This window comes from Kitasatospora sp. NBC_00374, assembly GCF_041434935.1.
GTDB lineage: Bacteria > Actinomycetota > Actinomycetes > Streptomycetales > Streptomycetaceae > Kitasatospora.
Window position 1 is genome coordinate 2,933,109 of sequence record NZ_CP107964.1, and the last position, 18,033, is coordinate 2,951,141.

Below are 18,033 nucleotides of genomic sequence, written 5' to 3' on the forward strand. Positions count from 1 at the left end.
CACACCGGTTTCACCGCGCGCCTGCGCGGCGGACCTCGCACATTCGTGCTCCACGATCAGCCAATCGGGTGAGTTGACAATCATTTCCAAACAAGATGAGAATGGTTGTCATGATGATCCGCCGCTCCTCGATAGCCCTCGCCGCCACCGCAGCCGTCGGCGCCCTGCTGCTCACCGCCTGCGGCGGCAGCTCCAGCGCCACGACGGGTGACGGCAGGCTGAAGGTGGTGGCGTCCTTCTACCCGATGGAGTTCCTCGCCGAGCAGATCGGCGGCGGCCACGTCCAGGTCACCGGCCTCACCGCCGCCGGCGTCGAGCCGCACGACCTCGAACTCAAGGCCAAGCAGGTCGCCGCGGTCCAGAGCGCCGGCGCCGTCGTCTATCTCAAGGGCCTGCAGCCGAGCGTCGACAAGGCCGTCGCGGGCACCCACTCCCAGCACGTGGTCGACGCCACCGCCGCCTCCCCGCTGGTCGACCACCACCTCGACGAGGGCACCGAGGAGGGCGGCGAGGCCGGCCACGAGCACCCCGGCGCGGCCGGCGACCCGCACATCTGGCTCGACCCGACCCGGTACGCCGCGGTCGCGCAGAGCGTCGGCGCGGAGTTCGCGAAGGCCGACCCCGCGCACGCCGCCGACTACCGGCACAACACCGACGAGCTGGTCGCCCGCCTGACCGCCCTGGACACCGAGTTCCGGGACGGCCTCCAGGGCGTCAAGACCAAGACCTTCGTCACCAGCCACGCCGCCTTCGGCTACCTCGCCGACCACTACGGGCTGGAGCAGGTCGCGATCAACGGCGTCGACCCGGAGGCCGAGCCCACCCCGGCCCGCCTCGCCACCATCCAGCAGGCCGCCCGGGACCACGGCGTCGGCACCGTCTTCTTCGAGACCCTGGTCGACCCGCGGCTGGCCGAGACCGTCGCCCACGACCTGGGGCTCAGGACCGCCGTGCTCGACCCGATCGAGGGCGTCAAGGACCCGGCGACCGCCGACTACTTCTCGGTCATGAAGCAGAACCTCACCAACCTCCAGGCCGCGCTCGGCGCCACCAGCTGAGGGGACACCACCCACCCATGAGCTCCGTCACCTCCCCCGCGGTCGGCTCCGGCCCGGCGCGGCAGCCCCGGGACCCGGACACCGCGCCGGCGGCCGTCCGCCTCCGCGAGGCCACCGCCGCGCTCGGCGGACGGCCCGTCCTGCGCGGCATCGACCTCACCGTGCGCCCGGGCGAGGTGGTCGCCCTGCTCGGCGCCAACGGCTCCGGCAAGTCGACCACCGTCAAGGCCGTGATCGGCTCGGTGCCGCTGCAGCGCGGCACGCTGGAGCTGTTCGGCACCCCGTACGGCCGGTTCCGGGACTGGCGGCGGATCGGCTACGTGCCGCAGCGCACCACCGCCGCCGGCGGCGTGCCCGCCACCGTCCGCGAGGTGGTCTCCACCGGGCGGCTCCCGCAGCACCGGATGCTGCCGTTCCGCCGCAAGGACCGCGCCGCGGTCGACCGCGCGCTGGCGGCCGTCGGCATGCTCGACCGGGCCTCGGACGGCGTCGCCGGGCTCTCCGGCGGCCAGCACCAGCGGGTGCTGATCGCCCGGGCGCTGGTCGGCGAGCCGGACCTGCTGATCATGGACGAGCCGATGGCCGGCGTGGACCTGGACAGCCAGCAGGTGCTCGCCGACACCCTGCGCAGCGAGGTCGTGCGCGGCACCGCCGTCCTGCTGGTGCTGCACGAACTCGGGCCGCTGGAGCCGCTGATCGACCGGGCCGTGGTGCTCCGGGACGGCTGCGTGGCGCACGACGGGCCGCCGCCGCGCGGGGTCGGCCAGCACGCCCTGCCCGGCCACGACCATGTGCACCCGCACGCCGACGACCACCACCTGAGCGCCCAGGGGCTGCTGTCATGATCGAGATGCTCCAGTTCGACTTCATGCAGCGGGCCCTGGTCGCCGCCGTCCTGGTCGGCGTGACCGCCCCCGCCGTCGGCATCTACCTGGTGCAGCGCCGCCAGGCCCTGATGGGCGACGGCATCGGGCACGTCGCGCTCACCGGCGTCGGCCTCGGCTTCGTCTTCCAGACCAGCCCGGTCTGGATGGCGGTGGTGGTCTGCGTGCTCGGCGCGATCGTCATGGAGCTGGTCCGCTCGCGCGGCAACCAGCGCGGCGACATCGCCCTCGCGATGCTCTTCTACGGCGGCATGGCCTGCGGCAAGCTGCTGGTCAGCATGAGCCCGCAGGCCGGCAGCAGCAGCCTGGAGAGCTACCTGTGGGGCTCGATCCTCACCGTCTCGGCGAGCGATCTGTGGGTCATCGGCGGTCTGGCCGCCGTCGTCGTGGCCGTCACCGTGGGCCTGCGCCGGCAGCTGTTCGCGGTCTGCCAGGACGAGGAGTTCGCCCGGGTCACCGGCATCCCGGTGCGGCTGCTCAACCTGCTGCTCGCCGTCACGGCCGCGGTCACCGTCACGGTGGCCATGCGAGTGGTCGGCCTGCTGCTGGTCAGCGCGCTGATGGTGGTGCCGGTGGCCGCCGCCCAGCAGCTCACCCGGTCCTTCGCCGCCACCCAGGCCGCCGCCGTGGGCCTCGGGATCGGCGTCGCGGTGCTCGGGGTCGCCGGCTCGTACCAGGCCGACGTGCCGTCAGGCCCGGCCATCGTGCTGCTCGCCATCGCGGCCTTCGCGCTGTTCAGCGCCGTCGCGGCCCCGCTGGCACGGCGCCGGCACCGGGCCGAACCGCAGGGCGCTCCCGCGGTCTGTGACGTGGCCCTGCCGAGGCAGGAGGACGGGAGCCGTACGGACGCCCCGCTCTCCAGTACGGGGCTGGCACAATGAGGTGCGACAGCACCCGACCACCAGGAGGACTCACGGTGACCACCGCAGGCCCGTCGCCGCGCGCGCGATCGACTCGGCAGCGAGCCGCCGTCTCAGCGGTCCTGGACGAGATCGAGGACTTCCGCAGCGCGCAGGAACTCCACGACATGCTCAAGCACCGGGGCGACTCGGTGGGGCTGACCACCGTGTACCGCACCCTGCAGTCGCTGGCCGACGCCGGCGAGGTGGACGTGCTGCGCACCGCGGACGGCGAGGCCGTCTACCGCCGGTGCAGCAGCGGGCACCACCACCACCTGGTCTGCCGTCAGTGCGGCGCGACGGTCGAGGTGGAGGGGCCCGCCGTGGAGCGCTGGGCCAACGCCGTCGCCGCCGAGCACGGCTTCAGCGACATCGCGCACACCCTGGAGATCTTCGGCACCTGCGCGGAGTGCGCCAAGAAGGCCTGAGCGACAGGTACGCGAGCGGGGCCCGGGTTCGGTCGAACCCGGGCCCCGCTCGCGTACCTGTCGCTCAGCGCTGGGCCGGCAGGTCGGGCGTCTCGTCCTCGACGGCGTTCGGGATCGCCCCGCCGAAGCGGCGGTCGCGGCGCGCGAACTGCTCGCAGGCCCGCCACAGGTCACGCCGGTCGAAGTCCGGCCACAGCACGTCCTGGAACACCAGCTCGGCGTAGGCGGACTGCCAGGCCAGGAAGTTGGAGGTGCGCTGCTCGCCGCTGGGCCGCAGGAAGAGGTCCACGTCCGGCATGTCCGGGTAGTACAGGTACTTGGCGAAGGTCTTCTCGTTGACCTTCCTCGGGTCCAGCACGCCGGCCGCGACGTCCCGGGCGATGGCCTGCGCCGCGTCGGCGATCTCGGCCCGGCCGCCGTAGTTGACGCAGAAGTACAGCGTCATCGCGTCGTTGTCCTTGGTCTGCTCCTGGGCGATCTGGAGCTCCTGGACGACGCTCTTCCACATCTTCGGCATCCGCCCGGCCCAGCGGATCCGGATGCCGAGCTCGTCCATCTCGTCGCGGCGGCGGCGGATGACGTCCCGGTTGAAGTTCATCAGGAACTTCACCTCGTCCGGGGAGCGCTTCCAGTTCTCGGTGGAGAAGGCGTACAGCGAGAGGTTCTTGACCCCGATCTCCAGGCAGCCCTTGAGCACGTCCAGGACGACCGCCTCGCCGACCTTGTGGCCCTCGGTGCGCGGCAGGCCGCGCTCCTTCGCCCACCGGCCGTTGCCGTCCATCACGCACGCGACGTGGTTGGGCACCAGCTCGCCCGGGAGCTTGGGCGGCCGGGCGCCGCTCGGGTGCGGCTCCGGGGTGATGTAGTCCCGCTTCTTGCTGCCGAACAGCCGTCGCGCTGCCATGCTCACTTCTCCACGTATCTCATCGAGCGGATTCCCCGCTCCAGGTGCCACTGCAGATAGGCGGCCACCAGCCCGCTGCCCTCACGCCAGTACCGGGGTTCGCAGTTGTCCGCCGTCTGCCAGTCCCCCGACAGCAGCGCGCCCAGCAGTACCAGTGTCTCAGGGGAGGGTACGGCACTTCCGGGCACTCGGCAGTCCGCGCACAGCACCCCGCCCGCCTGGAGCGAGAAGAACCGGTTCGGCCCGGGCAGCCCGCACTTGGCACAGTCCGTGAAGCTGGCGCCGTAGCCGTTGACGGCGAGCGAGCGCAGCAGGAAGGCGTCCATCACCAGGTGCGACTGGTGCTGCCCGGCGGCCAGCGTGCGCAGCCCGCCGACCAGCAGCAGGTACTGCTGCACGGCCGGGGTGCCCTCGTTCTCGGCGAAGCGTTCCGCCGTCTCCAGCATCGCGGTGCCGGCCGTGTAGCGGCCGTAGTCGCCGACGATCGGGCCGCCGTACGGCGCGATGGTCTCCACCTGCGTGCACAGCGGGAGCGTACGGCCGACCAGCTCGCTGCCGCGGCTGAAGAACTGCACGTCCACGTGGGAGAACGGCTCCAGCCGGGCGCCGAACTTCGACTTGGTCTTGCGGACGCCGCGGGCGACCGCGCGTACCTTGCCGTGCTGGCGGGTGAGCAGGGTGATGATCCGGTCGGCCTCGCCGAGCTTCTGGGTGCGCAGCACCACGCCGTCGTCGCGGAACAGGCTCATGCCGGGCCCCGCCGGGGACGGTCGGACAGTGTGGACATCCCACCATTGTCCCGCAGCGCGGGGGTGGTTGCGGCCGACCGGATCGGGGGCAGCCGTGTGCCCGCACCCGGGCCGTGGGGGGACGCCCGTGGGGTGCGGGACACGGCGGGCCCGGAGGGGGGAGCGGGCCCGGCCGGTGGGGATCGCGCGGCGGTGTCGGGGGCGGCTTCAGTGCGGGGTGCGGGTGGCCGCCGCCAGCAGTTCGCCGACGCGGGTCTGGGAGAGCTTCAGGCAGCGCCCGACGACGGCCAGCGCGGCCCGCTCCTCGGGGAGGTAGCGGCCGTCCGCCAGGGCGATCCAGGCGCCCTGCAGCAGCAGTCGCTCGCGGCCCTGCTGGGCGAGGTGCGGGGCGAGCGGCTCCAGCGCGGCGTGCAGTTCGACGGCCAGCCCGCTGCCGACGCCGTCCACGTCCAGCGGCTCGCCGCCGGCGTGGCCGGAGAGCGCGGCGAGCGCGGCCAGCACCTGGGCCTCGCCGCAGTCCTCGAAGCCGGCGTCGCGGATCACCGCGCAGGCCGCCTCCCGGCCGGCCCGGCCCGCGGTGCCGCCGGCCGCGAGCGCGGCCAGGGCCACCGTGTACTGGGCGTCCCGCAGCATCGCGGCCAGCCGGACGCAGGTGAGCTGGTCCAGGGTCTCGGTGCCGTACCGCCCGTGGCAGGAGGTGCACTGGACGCTGCCGATCACCGGGCCGAGCGGCAGCACCGGGGTGCCGAACAGCCGCAGCCACCGCCGGCCGTGCTGCCGGCGGTAGTTGCGGTCCCCGCCACAGCCCGGGCAGAAGAACTCACCGAGAACGTCCGTCCGCCACCGGGGGCGGACACCCCACAACCCTGTCACGGTGCCACTCCCCAGACATGGCAGGCGGCCTGCGCATCAGTGGGCAGGTCACGCGACCGGACGCCGGGGACGTCCCACCGACCCCGTTTCCGGTGCGTCGATGTTGCCACGGTTACCGGCACGTGTCAGCACCCCGAACGGGTGCCGCTGCGAAAATTTGTGACGCGTGCCACACCCGGAAGGGGTGTGGCACGCGTCGACCCGCGAAATCTTCCCTCGTACGAACTACCCGCGCTGCGCACGGTTGACGGCGCTCACCATGGCCTTCAGCGAGGCCAGCACCGTGTTGGCGTCGATCCCGACGCCCCACAGCACCTTGCCGTCCACCGCGCACTCGACGTACGCGGCGGCCTGGGCGTCGCCGCCCTCGCTCAGCGCGTGCTCGGCGTAGTCCAGCACCCGGACGTCGACGCCGATCCGGGCCAGCGCGTCACCGAAGGCGGAGACCGGGCCGTTGCCGGTGCCGGTCAGGGTGACCGGGGAGCCGTCCACCACGGCCTCGGTGGACAGCGCGTCCCGGCCGTCCTCGGTGGTCAGGCTGCGCGAGCCGCTCAGCGCGATCCGGCCCCAGGGGTTGGCCGGGGTCGGCAGGTACTCGTCCTGGAAGAGCGACCAGATCGCCGCGGGGGTGACCTCGCCGCCCTCGGCGTCGGTCTTGGCCTGGATGATCCGGGAGAACTCGATCTGCATCCGGCGCGGCAGGTCCAGCTTGTGGTCGTTCTTCAGGACGTAGGCGATGCCGCCCTTGCCGGACTGGCTGTTGACCCGGATGACGGCCTCGTACGAGCGGCCGACGTCCTTGGGGTCGATCGGCAGGTACGGCACGCCCCAGGTGAACTCCGAGACCGGGACGCCGGCCGTCGCGGCGTCGACCTCCAGCGCGTCGAAGCCCTTCTTGATGGCGTCCTGGTGCGAGCCGGAGAACGAGGTGTAGACCAGGTCGCCGGCGTACGGGTGGCGCTCGGGGACGGCCATCTTGTTGCAGTACTCGTAGGTGCGGCGGATCTCGTCGATGTCGGAGAAGTCGATCATCGGGTCGACGCCCTGGGAGAACAGGTTCATCCCGACGTTGACCAGGTCCAGGTTGCCGGTGCGCTCGCCCTGCCCGAACAGGCAGCCCTCGACGCGGTCGGCGCCGGCCATCACGGCCAGTTCGGCCGAGGCGACGCCGGTGCCCCGGTCGTTGTGCGGGTGCGCGGACAGCGCGACGAACTCGCGGCGCGACAGGTTCCGCGACATCCACTCGATCTTGTCGGCGTAGACGTTCGGGGTGGAACGCTCGACCGTGGTCGGCAGGTTCAGGATGATCTCGCGGCCCTCACCCGGCTGCCAGACGTCCATCACCGCCTCGCAGACCTCCAGGGCGAAGTCCAGCTCGGTGTCGATGAAGATCTCCGGCGAGTACTCGTAGCCGAAGACGGTCTCCTCGCCCAGCAGCTTCTCGCCGTACTCCATCACCAGCCGGGTGCCGTCGACGGCGATGGTGCGGATGTCGTCCCTGGACCCCTTGAACACCACCCGGCGAAACAGCGGCGAGGTCGCGTTGTACAGGTGGACGGTCGCCCGGTGGGCACCGACCAGCGACTCCACCGTGCGCTCGATCAGGTCCTCACGGGCCTGCGTCAGCACCGAGATGGTGACGTCCTCCGGGATCGCGCCCTCCTCGATGATCGAGCGCACGAAGTCGAAGTCGGTGGCGCCGGAGGACGGGAAACCGACCTCGATCTCCTTGTAGCCCAGCTTGACCAGCAGGTCGAACATCTTGCGCTTGCGGGCCGGGGACATCGGGTCGATCAGCGCCTGGTTGCCGTCCCGCAGGTCGGTGGACAGCCAGCGCGGGGCCTGGGTGATCACCTTGCTCGGCCAGGTGCGGTCCGGCAGGTCGACCGTGCCGAACGGCACGTACCGGTGGAACGGCATACCGGACGGCTTCTGCTGGACGGTGGAGGCGGTGACGGGGGTGGGACGGTCGATGAACGCACGAGCGATGGAGGACTGCTCAGTCATGGATGAGACTCTCGGCTTCCGATGTCGATTGCGGGCTGGGTCGGGGCGGTGGACACCCGACCGGGCCGACTACTGCGCCGCATCGAACCGCATCACTGGAGGATGCATGGGCACAGCACAGTCCCCGCGGCGAGGGAGCCGGCCTTCTGGTGATCTAGAGGCCCTCGCCGCGGCAGCTAAGAAGAAGCAGCCCGTAACGCATGATGCAGCCCAGCGTAACCCAGCTCCCGGGGCGCACGAAGTGAACCGCACCACGATTCCACCCCTTGAGACACCGCGTCGCTGCGCGCGATGGTGACAAGAAGTCATGGATGCGTCACCCTTGGCAACATGACTGCTGCCCCGCGTCACTGCACGATCGTCCCCCCCTTCGTCCTCGACCGGCTCGCCGAGCAGGGCCACGAGGCCGCCCGGCGCTCCCTCGCCCTGGACACCCTGCACCGGGAGAGCCGGCTCGCCACCCTGCTGCCGACCGCCGCCCCCGCGCACGAGCTGTCCCGCACCATCGGTGACGCCCGGCACACCCGGCGGCTGCCCGGCCGCACGGTGCGCGCCGAGGGCGGGCCCGCCTCCACCGACGTCACGGTCAACCGCGCCTACGACGGACTCGGTGCCACCTTCGCCCTGTTCGAGGAGGTCTACGGCCGCCACTCGATCGACGGCGCCTGGCTGCCCCTGGACGCCACCGTCCACTACGGGCGGGACTACGACAACGCGTTCTGGGACGGCAGCCGGATGGTCTTCGGGGACGGCGACGGGGTGATCTTCGTCGACTTCACCTCCTGCCTGGACGTGATCGGCCACGAACTCGCCCACGGCGTCACCCAGTACACCGCCGGCCTGGACTACCAGGGGCAGTCCGGCGCACTCAACGAGTCGCTGTCCGACGTCTTCGGCTCCCTGGTGAAGCAGTACGCCCTCGGGCAGAGCGCCGAGCAGGCGGACTGGCTGATCGGCGCCGGCCTGCTCGCCCCGGGCGTCCACGGGGTGGCGCTTCGCTCGATGAAGGACCCGGGCACCGCGTACGACGACGAGCGCCTCGGCAAGGACCCGCAGCCCGCGCACATGGACGACTACGTGGACACCGTGCAGGACAACGGCGGGGTGCACATCAACTCCGGCATCCCCAACCACGCCTTCTACCTGGTGGCCACCGCCCTGCGCGGCCCGGCCTGGGAGTGCGCCGGCCAGGTCTGGTACGACACCGTCACGACCGGCGGCCTCGCGCACGACGCCGACTTCACCGCCTTCGCCCGCGCGACGGTGGCCGCCGCCCGCAGGCGCTTCGACGAGACCGCGGCCAACACCGTGACGGCCGCCTGGTCCGAGGTCGGGATCAGCACCGGCTGACCGGCCCCCGGCGCCCTTACATCGGGCATCAACGGGCAGAGTCTGTGAAAACCCTCGGCAAAACGCACCACTCCGTAGCAAACTGACGACCATGCGTATCCAGGTGACCCGGACCGGCGGCCTCGCCGGTCGCGTCCAGCATGCGGAGCTGGACACCGCCGAGCGCCGCGACGCGCCGCACGTCCACGCCCTCGCGCGCGAGGCGGTGGCCGGCGGACTGCGCGCGCCCTCGTACGGCGTACCGGACGGCTTCCACTACGAGATCACCGTGGACGGCCGGACGGTGTTCTGCGCCGATCCCAAACTGACCAACTCCCAGCAGGAGTTGGTCAGCCTGGTACTGCGCGAGGGCGGGTAGCGCCGGGGCGGGTGACGCAGGGCCGGCTCAGCGGCCGCGGGCCTCGAAGCGGCGCGCCTCCCGGCCCCGCGGCCCGGCCTGCTCGTACAGCGACTGGCCGACCACCGCGTCCGAGACCCCGACCAGGGCGCAGAGCCGGCCGAGCAGTTCGGCGCCGGAGGCCCGGCTGCCGTCGGGGGCGGGGTCGTTGCGGATCCCGGCCAGCGCCGCTTCCGGCAGCCCGGCGCGGTCGGCCACACAGGCGCAGTAGCGGTCCCAGGCCTCGCGGTGGGCGGCGTTCTCGGCCGGGTCGGCGGGCGGCGTCCAGTCGGCGCTCCAGCCCAGCTCCTCGGTGTCGCCGTTGCCCAGGACGAGCGTCGCGCAGGTGCCCCACTCGTTGTCCCGCAGCAGCCAGACCGGCTGCTTCAACTCCCAGGCGAGGTCCCAGGCCGGGCTGACCAGCCGGCGGGAGGAGATCCTGCCGAAGCGGGGCCTGAGCGGGTCGAAGAGCACGCCGGTGCCGCGCTCGCCGTCCGGCAGGAGGTAGCCGCCGAGCTTCGACGGGCGCAGCGCGGTCAGCACCTGCTCCTCGGTGGCGCGGGTGATCAGGGCGTAGGTGGGCACGGGTCGTTCTCCGGGAGTCGGGGGTCGGCGGCCGGGGTCAGTCGGCGCTGGTGAAGGCGGAGGCCGGGTAGCGCAGTTCCGCGGGAACCGCCTCGTCGACGGCTCGCAGCGCGGGGCCGATCCCGGCGAACAGCTCCGGCATCACCGGGATCACACAGTTGTCGCGGCCGAAGACCACCCGGCCGGGGGTGTGCATCTCCACCCCGACCACGTCGGCGAAGGGGATGTGGTGGACGACGCCGGACGGCATCCGCGCCCAGAGTCCCTCCTCGGTCAGCACCAGCCGGGCCCGGCGGGCCGCGGCGCCGGTCAGCCGGTCCCGCAGGGGTGCCCGGAACGTCCGCCCGTCCCGGGGGAGTTCGGTGTTCCCGGCGCAGCCGCCCTCGGGCAGTTCGGTGCCGTCGGCGCGGCGGACGGCGGGCCGGGTCCCGGCCGGCACCGCCAGCAGGGCGCTGTCCATGGCCCCGGCGAAGGCCTCCCGGACCTGCTCCGGTGTCACCTTGTCGAGCAGGTCGAGCCGGTCCGCGACGTTGCGGTAGGTCCAGCCCAGCAGTTCGGCGTTGGCGGCGAACTCCAGTTCCACCTCCACCGCCCGGGGGTCCAGGAAGAGCTCGCGGGCGGCCTCGACCTCTTCCGCCACCTCCTGCGCGGACGGGCCCTCGGCGGCCAGCAGCACGGCCTGCTGCCACAGCAGTTCGGCGACCTGCCGCTCCTCGCCGTCGCGGGCGTCCAGGTGGATCACCCGGTCGCCGCGGCCCGGTCCGGAGAGCGCGCGGTCGCAGGAGACGTCGTAGGACAGCCCGCGCTGGTGCCGGGCGACGGTGCGCAGCCGCTCCTGGAGGACGGCCATGGCGAGTTGGACGCCCTGGTCGGCGAGGTCGCAGTGCAGGCCGAGGCCCGGGCCCGGCACGGCGTCCTCCTGCCAGGAGGAGCCGGCCACCCGGACCGGCTGCGCGCTGCCGCGGTCGGGGCGTTCGCCGTCGGGCAGCGGGAGCCGCAGGCCGGGTGGCGGCGGGCCGGTGAGGGTGAGGACGGCGTTGCCGGCGTGGAAGAAGCGGGCGGCGCAGTCGCGGACGGCGTCCAGCGGGATCCGGTCCGGGCCCGGGCCGTTCCACGGTGCGAGGCCGAGGCCCTGGACGCCGTAGCGGTGGGAGAGCAGGGCGCCGGTGGTGGGGTGGGCGGCGCAGCCGTCCTCGGCGGCGAGGACGCCGCTCTCCCGGTCGGCCCGGTCGACCGGGAGGTCGGCGAGGGCGCGGCAGACCCGGTCCAGGTAGGCGACGATCTGGTCGGGGCGGCCGGTGGCGGTGAACTGGGTGAGTTCCAGGTCGACCTGGGCGTTGTGCTCGTGGTGCAGCCGCGGCAGGGTGCCCATGGCGAGGTGTTCGACCAGGTGGGTCACGCCAAGGGTTCGGAAAGTCTCGTCCCGGGCGCCACAGCCGAAGATCAGGGCCGCGGACAGCGGACCCGGGGCATCTGCCCACAGAACGGGCACTCCATCGATGAGATCACGGTGCACCGCCCGATCATATGGTCAGGCCGCATGGTCTCCGATCACGGCCCGGCCACAAGTGCTAGCCGAATGTCCACCGGTGCGGTGAACATCGCGTCGGTGGGGCCGTGCTCGACGATCGCCCCCGGGGTGCCCTGCTCGGCCAGGAAGAACGCGCAGTGGTCGGAGACCCGCTGGGCCTGCTGCATGTTGTGGGTGACGATCACGATGGTGACCTCCCGCACCAGCTCGCGGATGGTCTGCTCGATCCGCCGGGTGGAGGTCGGGTCGAGGGCCGAGCAGGGCTCGTCCATCAGCAGCACCTTCGGGCGGACGGCCAGCGAGCGGGCGATGCACAGCCGTTGCTGCTGGCCGCCGGAGAGCGCCCCGCCGGGCTGGCGCAGCCGGTCGGCGACCTCGCGCCACAGCCCCGCCTTGGTCAGGCACTCCTCCACCAGGTGGTCCTTCTCGGGCCGTGAGGCGCGGATCCCGGTGAGCTTGAGACCGGCCACCACGTTGTCGTAGATCGACATCGCCGGGAAGGGGTTGGGCTTCTGGAACACCATCCCGATGTCCCGCCGGGCGGCGGTCAGCCGGCGCTCGGGCGCGTAGATGTCGGCGCCGTCCAGCAGCACCTCGCCGGCCAGGGTGGCCCCGGGGATCAGCTCGTGCATCCGGTTGAGGATCCGCAGGAAGGTCGACTTGCCGCAGCCCGAGGGCCCGATCAGGGCGGTGACCCGGCCGGCCGGCATGGTCAGCGACACCTGTTCCAGCACCTTGCGAGGGCCGAACCAGGCGGACAGCGACCGGGCGTCCAGGGTGCCCGCCGGGCCGGCGGGGGCGGGCAGGACGGCCGTGGTCTCGAAGACCGCGTCGGTGCTGGTCATCCAGCTCTCCTCGGGTTGTCGGGGTGGTCAGATCAGGTTGGGCAGCAGTTGGGCGACCTGGTCGGCCACCGCGAGGGCGAGCGCCGCCAGCACCGGCACCCCGACCGTCCAGGCCTGCGCGCGGCCCCAGCGCACCCAGGCCAGCGCCAGCGCGACCGCCGCCAGCAGCAGCGCCTCGCCCCAGAGCACCAGCGGGATCCAGGCGGCGCCGTCGGTGCCCATGGCCCGCTCGGCGGCGGGCAGCGCCGCGGCGGTCAGCGGCCGCGGGTTGGCCGGCTGCACGTCGTCCTCGGTGTCGGGGGCGTCGACCAGGTCGGCGTCGACCAGCAGGGTGCCGGACGGGGCGTAGAGCGGGCCCTCGCCGGTGACCAGCTGCACCCGCGACCAGCCCGTCCGCGGCGGTGCGGGCACCGGGTCGCCCGCCCGGCGGACGGCGACGACCCGGAAGTCGCGGCGGCCCTGACCGGTGGTCACGGTGAAGGTCTCGCCGGCCCGGAGGCTGCGCAGCACCCCGAACGGGCCGCCGAAGCCGGCCTGCCGGCCCAGCAGCACGCTGGTCCCGGCCTGGCCGGGCATCGGGGTGTCCCGGCGGTGCCCCGGGCCGGATTCCAGCACTCCCCCGGCCGTGCCCTCCCGGACCACCTCGCGCAGGCCCAGCTGCGGGATCTCCAGCAGTGCGACCGGGGTGCCGGGCACGACCGGCCGGCCGTCCTTGTCGAGCTGGCCGATGGGGACGGTGCCGGCCGCGAGGCTCGCCCGCAGCTCGGCGTAGCCCGACTCGTGGTCGCGCAGGTGCCGCAGGCCGCCGAGCGGCCCGAGATCCAGCAGCAGCCCGAGCAGCAGAGCCGCGGTGATCGCGAGCGCCGCGCCGATCAGCTGCGGCCGGTCGGGCAGCAGTCGGGGACGGGCCGGGCGCCGCGGGGCCGGAACGGGAGCCGGCGGCGGGACGGACGGGCCGGGCGGGGCCTCGACGACGGTGACGGTCACTCGGTGCTCCCCTGCGGGTCGGCCGCGGGCCGGGCCAGCCGGCGACGCAGCGGCGGGACGGCCACCCAGCCGATCAGCAGCAGGCCGCCGGCGATCGCCGCCCAGGAGCCGGGCCCGAGGCCCGACGCGCGCTGCCGGGCGGCCGTGGGAGCGCCGGTCGGCGCCGGCGCCCCGGCGGTGCCGTGGTCCGCCGCGGTCTTCGCGGGGTCGGCGGCCGCCTCGTGGATGGCGCCCTCGGGGGCCACCGCGCCGGTCTGCCAGGTGGTCGGTGTGGTGAAGGTCAGCACGCCGCTGAACTCGCGCAGCGCGGTCGGGTTCACCTTGGCCCGGCAGGTCGCGGTGACGGTGTAGGCGCCGTGCAGCGCGCCCGCGCCGCTGCGGTTCGCGACCACCCGCAGGGTGTTGCCGAGCGGCATCACGTACCCGCCGTTGGCGGCCTGCCGGTAGGCGGTGGCGGCCACCGTGCCGGCCAGCGGAGCGCCCTCGGGCGGGAAACCCTCGCCGGTGATCCGCATGCTCAGGTAGGCGGTGGCCGGATCCGGGCAGGGGCCGGAGGTCAGCAGGTCGATCGAGTCGTCGTCGTGCCCGGCCGGGTAGTCGAAGACGAGGGTGCCGCCGTCGGCGGCCGAGGCGGTCGGCGCGCCGGCGAACTGGCCCGCCGTCAGCAGCGCGAGCAGCAGCAGGCCCACCGCGACCGGGGCGGCGGCCGGGCTCGGCACCGGCAGGGCGGCCAGCCGGGCGTGGTGGCGCCGGCGGCGCCACCACCAGGTGCCGGCCGCGGCGAGCGGCAGCAGGACGGCCAGCAGCGCCCACGGGACGCCGGCGTAGCGCTGCTTGTGGACGGTGCTGGTCAGGCCGGGGTCGTGGTCGGCGCCGATCGGCAGCGGGTCGACGGTGATGCCGGCCGTCCCGAGGAACGTCGGGTACGCGCCGGAGACCTCGACCCGGTAGGAGACCGCGTTGCCGGGCAGCAGCTCCTGCAGGTCGGCCGGGGCGGACCCGGTGGCGACCGAGCCGAACAGATTGGTCACCCGCACGGCCTGCCTGCCACCGAGCCGGACGTTGCCGGTGTTGCGGACGGTGTAGCTGACCGTGGTCCGGCCGGTGCCGAGCGGGTTGGCGCTGGGGTGGTACGCGACCCGGGCGTCCTCGACCTTCAGCTCGGCCCGCAGCGCCCCCGCCACCCGGACGTTGACCCGGGCGCCGACCCGCTGGTCGACGGTGACGGGGTTGCCCTGGGCGTCCTTGCTCTCCTGCCGCAGCGCCACCACGATGCCCGCCGGGTGGTCCCCGGGGGTGGCGTCGGCGGGCACCGCCAGCGTGAACGGCACGATCTGCCGGCTGCGGGCGGGCAGGGTGAGCGAGTCGGCGGCGGCCTTCAGCCAGGTGCCGGCCGCACCGGACGGCCGGCCCTCGGGCAGCACGTCGTAGCCGCCGGAGTCGGTGTTGAACGCGTCGGCCGGGTAGAGCCGCAGGGTGAGCGGCTGGTCGCTGTAGTTCCAGACCGCGACGTGGTCCTTGACCACGGCCCCGGGTGTGGCCGCGTACGAGAAGGTGCCCCGGGAGTCGGGCTCGGTGGCGCCGGCCGGCTGGATGCCGAAGGTCTGCGCCTGCGGGCCTTCGGCCGGCGCCGACTCCTGCGCACCGTACGCGGCACGGGCAACCGGCAGCAGGAGCAGCATCAGGACGGGGACAAGGGCCAGGAGCCATCGGCGCATCGGCGTCGTCATCCTAGGGAGCGGGTGCGGGTGGGTGGGGCGGTCGGACGCCCGGGCCGTACGGGCCGCGCACCGGGGTGCACGGCCATCAGGCCAGGGCGGTCCGACCGCCGGGTTGCGACGGGGCCGCGCTCGGGTGAAGAGCGGCCGTCAGATCGCCGTGAGGGTGAGCACGCCCTGGTAGGTGCCGGCCTGGGTGGAGGTCGGCGCGAGCAGGGTGAGGTCGGCGCCGACCTTGGCGGTGCCGAGGCCGGTCGCGGTGGCCAGGGTGCGCGCGGACTTCAGACCGAGCGCACCGGCGTCGGCCGCCTCGACGGCGTTGGCCGGGGCCACCGAGCCGCCGAGGGTGACCTTGAGGCCGTCGCCCTTGGAGACCAGGTTCGGGGCCCAGCCCAGGTTCTGCGCGTTGATGGCGTTGGTACCGGAGTTGAACTGGGCGACCTGGCCGCTGACGGACCAGCCGGGAGCGCCGGCCCGGGTGTCGGTGACGGTGACGGTCTGGATCGGGCCCGCGGTGGCGAACCGGGTGGAGTCGTTGTTCAGGGTGAGCGGCGGCAGGGTGACGTTGGCGCCGGCCACGCTGATCACCAGGGCGCCGGGGGCGACGGTGGTGGTGATGGTCTCGGAGACCGGGGCGGGCGGGGTCGGGCCGCCGGGGTTCGGCGGGGTGACCGGCGGAGTGACGGTGAACGGCACCGCGAGGGAGGCCGAGGCCGCGTACTGGGTGGCGTCGGCCGGGGAGAAGGCGGCCGTGAGGGAGTGGTCGCCCTCGGCCAGGGTGGTGGTGCCGAACTCGGCGAGGCCGGCGGCCACGGTCTGGGTGCCGATGACCGCGCCGTTGTCCTTGAACTGGACGGTGCCGGCCGCGCCCGGGGTCACGCTGGCGCTCAGCTTGACCTCGGTGCCCTTGGCAGCGGAGCCGGACGGCAGGACGGCCAGTGCGGTGGTGGTGGCCGCCGCGCCCGCCGGGCTGATGGTGTAGGTGACGACCGGGGAGGTCGAGCCGAGGAAGTGGCTGTCGGTGGAGGTGAAGACGGCCTTCAGGCTGTGCGCGCCCTCCACCAGGGTGCTGGTGGTGGTGGAGGCCTGGCCGGCGGTGACCGCGGCGGGCGAGCCCACCGGGTTGGCGCCGTCGAAGAACTGCACGGTGCCCGCCGCCGCCGGGGCGACGTTCGCGGTCAGGGTCACGGCGCTGCCGGCGGTGGCCGAGCCGTTCGGGGTGACCGAGAGCGTGGTGGTGGTGGCCACCGCGACCGGGGCGTTCGGGTCGGTGGAGGTGTAGCTGGTGGGGCTGGTGAACCAGACCGATCCGACGAAGTCACCGAAGTAGGTGGCGCCGATCTTCGCGCGGCAGCGCAGGTGGAACTCGTACTGGCCGCTCAGCGCCGAGAAGCCGTTCTTCTGCGCGAAGCCGCGCATGGTGTCGCTCAGCGGCACGGAGAGCCGGCCCTGGGCGTCCGGGGAGTAGACCGTCTGCGCCACGTTGGGCGTGACGCCGTAGCCGTCGACCGGGAAGCCCTGGCCGAAGACCAGCAGCTGGAGGTTGGTGCCGCCGGTGCAGACACCGGAGGACACGACGTTCATCAGCTCGTCGTCGGCGCCGGTGGCCGGGTTGACCGTCAGGGTGCCGATCGTCGGGCTGGGCGAGTCGGCGTACGCCGAGACGGACCCGATCATGGTGATGCTGCCCGCGGCCAGGACGGTGGCCGCGCCGAGTGCGACGGCGCGCGGAATACGGTAGCTGCTCACGGTGTGAATCGCCTTTCCGAGGCTGTTCGGTGATGCAGGGTCAGGTACGTGGGAGGTGCCGGTGGGGCAGGTCAGCCGGTGGTGCGCGAGGTGTCGCCGCAGTTGGCGTTGGCGCCGAAGCCGTACTGCTTGATCAGCGCGGTCTGCTGGCAGATGCCGGAGGAGCCGCCGACGAAGGCGTCGCTCCACGGGCTGACGCCGACCTTGCCGGTGGGGATCACGTTGTAGACGTCGCGGACGGCCGCCGCGCCGGTGTTCAGCAGCACCGACGGGACACCGTTGACGTTGCCGAGCTGGGCGGTGCCGCGGATGTCGGCGAGGGTGCCGGAGCTCTGCGCGATGTACTGGGCGATCGAGAAGGGCACCAGCGAGGCGGTGTCCAGCACCCGGCCGTCGTGCTCCTCGATCTTCTTGCCGCCCTTGGTGTCGGAGATGCACGGGTAGCGGCCTGCCGCGACGTCGGCCTCGGTGATGCCGACGGTGGCCTCCCAGAAGCTGCGGGTGCCGGAGCCGGCCTGCGGCAGCAGCGGGCGGATGGAGTAGTTGGGGGCGGTGCCCACGTAGCCGGGGTCGCAGCTGTAGATCGCGTGCAGGTCGGCGACGGAGAGGTCGAGCGGGACGGAGCTGCCCGCACTGACGGCGTAGGTGACACCGTCCACCGCGAACGGGATGTAGGTCAGCCCCGGGGTGGAGGCGGCCAGGTTGAGGCTGGAGGAGCGGCTGAAGTCCAGGCAGCCGTTGCCCTTGTTGAGCTCGTTCAGCAGGGCGGTGCGGCCGGCGCCGGAACCGTTCGGGCGGGCCAGGTTCTGGCAGGCCGTGCCGGCCTTGGTGGTGATGGTCGGCGAGCCGACGGCGTCGTACGAGCCGATGACCTTCTGGCCGTTCACGGTGACGGCGTTGGCCAGGGCGTTCATCACGCCCTGGGTGGTGTCCGAGCCGACGCCGGCCAGCGGGCGGAAGCCGGCCGGGTCGGCCTGGGCGGTGCCGGTACCGGCCACCAGCAGGCCGAGGCCGGCCGCGACGGTGACGCACTTGGCGAGCTGGCGCTTGGCGATGAGCTTCATCTGGTCGATTCCCCTTGGAATGAGGC

17 protein-coding genes are annotated in these 18,033 nt (G+C 73.3%); 6 read left to right on the forward strand and 11 right to left on the reverse strand.

Annotation, left to right across the window (positions count from 1 at the left end; translation table 11 throughout):
• The first annotated feature begins 110 nt into the window (after positions 1-110).
• Genes OG871_RS13170 through OG871_RS13185 form a run of 4 tightly spaced genes read left to right on the forward strand, consistent with a single transcriptional unit; the run spans position 111 to position 3,269 of the window.
• Complete coding sequence (locus OG871_RS13170; RefSeq protein WP_371496936.1) at positions 111-1,058, forward strand: metal ABC transporter substrate-binding protein; 948 nt, start codon at positions 111-113, stop codon at positions 1,056-1,058.
• Positions 1,059-1,075: 17 nt separating this feature from the next.
• On the forward strand, positions 1,076-1,903 hold the full coding sequence (locus OG871_RS13175) for a metal ABC transporter ATP-binding protein (protein WP_371496937.1): 828 nt from the start codon (positions 1,076-1,078) through the stop codon (positions 1,901-1,903).
• Positions 1,903-2,823: a metal ABC transporter permease gene (locus OG871_RS13180; protein ID WP_371503293.1), complete on the forward strand. Its 921-nt coding sequence runs from the start codon at positions 1,903-1,905 to the stop codon at positions 2,821-2,823. Before OG871_RS13175 ends, OG871_RS13180 begins: the two co-directional genes overlap by 1 nt.
• A gap of 35 nt (positions 2,824-2,858) precedes the next feature.
• Entirely contained in the window at positions 2,859-3,269 is a 411-nt protein-coding gene (locus tag OG871_RS13185) for a Fur family transcriptional regulator (protein WP_371496938.1), read from the forward strand.
• A gap of 64 nt (positions 3,270-3,333) precedes the next feature.
• Here OG871_RS13185 and OG871_RS13190 read toward each other — a convergent pair whose 3' ends face one another.
• The 4 genes from OG871_RS13190 to leuA form a co-directional block, all read right to left on the reverse strand.
• Positions 3,334-4,173, reverse strand: a complete 840-nt coding sequence (locus OG871_RS13190) for an isoprenyl transferase (RefSeq protein WP_371496939.1) — start codon at positions 4,171-4,173, stop codon at positions 3,334-3,336.
• Positions 4,174-4,175: 2 nt separating this feature from the next.
• Positions 4,176-4,922, reverse strand: coding sequence for a DNA repair protein RecO (gene recO, locus OG871_RS13195; protein WP_371496940.1), 747 nt, complete (start codon positions 4,920-4,922; stop codon positions 4,176-4,178).
• A gap of 207 nt (positions 4,923-5,129) precedes the next feature.
• Positions 5,130-5,795, reverse strand: coding sequence for a TerB family tellurite resistance protein (locus OG871_RS13200; RefSeq protein ID WP_371496941.1), 666 nt, complete (start codon positions 5,793-5,795; stop codon positions 5,130-5,132).
• Between the two features lie 225 nt (positions 5,796-6,020).
• Positions 6,021-7,802, reverse strand: a complete 1,782-nt coding sequence (gene leuA, locus OG871_RS13205; RefSeq protein ID WP_371496942.1) for a 2-isopropylmalate synthase — start codon at positions 7,800-7,802, stop codon at positions 6,021-6,023.
• A 330-nt stretch (positions 7,803-8,132) separates the two neighbouring features.
• Between leuA and OG871_RS13210 the strand changes: the two genes are divergently transcribed.
• A complete protein-coding gene (locus tag OG871_RS13210) occupies positions 8,133-9,152 on the forward strand; it encodes a M4 family metallopeptidase (protein ID WP_371496943.1) in 1,020 nt (339 codons plus the stop codon).
• 91 nt (positions 9,153-9,243) lie between these two features.
• A complete protein-coding gene (locus OG871_RS13215; RefSeq protein WP_371496944.1) occupies positions 9,244-9,510 on the forward strand; it encodes a protealysin inhibitor emfourin in 267 nt (88 codons plus the stop codon).
• A 27-nt stretch (positions 9,511-9,537) separates the two neighbouring features.
• Here OG871_RS13215 and OG871_RS13220 read toward each other — a convergent pair whose 3' ends face one another.
• The 7 genes from OG871_RS13220 to OG871_RS13250 all read right to left on the reverse strand — a co-directional run bounded on the left by OG871_RS13220 (position 9,538) and on the right by OG871_RS13250 (position 18,007).
• Positions 9,538-10,113 (reverse strand): hypothetical protein, encoded by a 576-nt coding sequence (locus OG871_RS13220; protein ID WP_371496945.1) that lies wholly within the window; start codon positions 10,111-10,113, stop codon positions 9,538-9,540.
• A 37-nt stretch (positions 10,114-10,150) separates the two neighbouring features.
• Entirely contained in the window at positions 10,151-11,512 is a 1,362-nt protein-coding gene (locus OG871_RS13225) for a hypothetical protein (protein ID WP_371496946.1), read from the reverse strand.
• A gap of 152 nt (positions 11,513-11,664) precedes the next feature.
• A complete protein-coding gene (locus OG871_RS13230; RefSeq protein ID WP_371496947.1) occupies positions 11,665-12,489 on the reverse strand; it encodes a phosphate ABC transporter ATP-binding protein in 825 nt (274 codons plus the stop codon).
• A 27-nt stretch (positions 12,490-12,516) separates the two neighbouring features.
• The gene (locus OG871_RS13235) at positions 12,517-13,476 is read right to left on the reverse strand and encodes a sortase (RefSeq protein WP_371496948.1); all 960 of its coding nucleotides are present in this window, start codon (positions 13,474-13,476) and stop codon (positions 12,517-12,519) included.
• A complete protein-coding gene (locus OG871_RS13240; RefSeq protein ID WP_371496949.1) occupies positions 13,473-15,194 on the reverse strand; it encodes a hypothetical protein in 1,722 nt (573 codons plus the stop codon). The genes OG871_RS13235 and OG871_RS13240 overlap by 4 nt, the downstream gene beginning before the upstream one ends.
• A 150-nt stretch (positions 15,195-15,344) precedes the next feature.
• On the reverse strand, positions 15,345-16,943 hold the full coding sequence (locus OG871_RS13245; RefSeq protein ID WP_371496950.1) for an Ig-like domain-containing protein: 1,599 nt from the start codon (positions 16,941-16,943) through the stop codon (positions 15,345-15,347).
• Between the two features lie 71 nt (positions 16,944-17,014).
• Positions 17,015-18,007 carry a hypothetical protein gene (locus OG871_RS13250; RefSeq protein ID WP_371496951.1) on the reverse strand — a complete coding sequence of 331 codons (993 nt, stop codon included), beginning with the start codon at positions 18,005-18,007 and terminating at the stop codon, positions 17,015-17,017.
• Positions 18,008-18,033 lie beyond the last annotated feature (26 nt).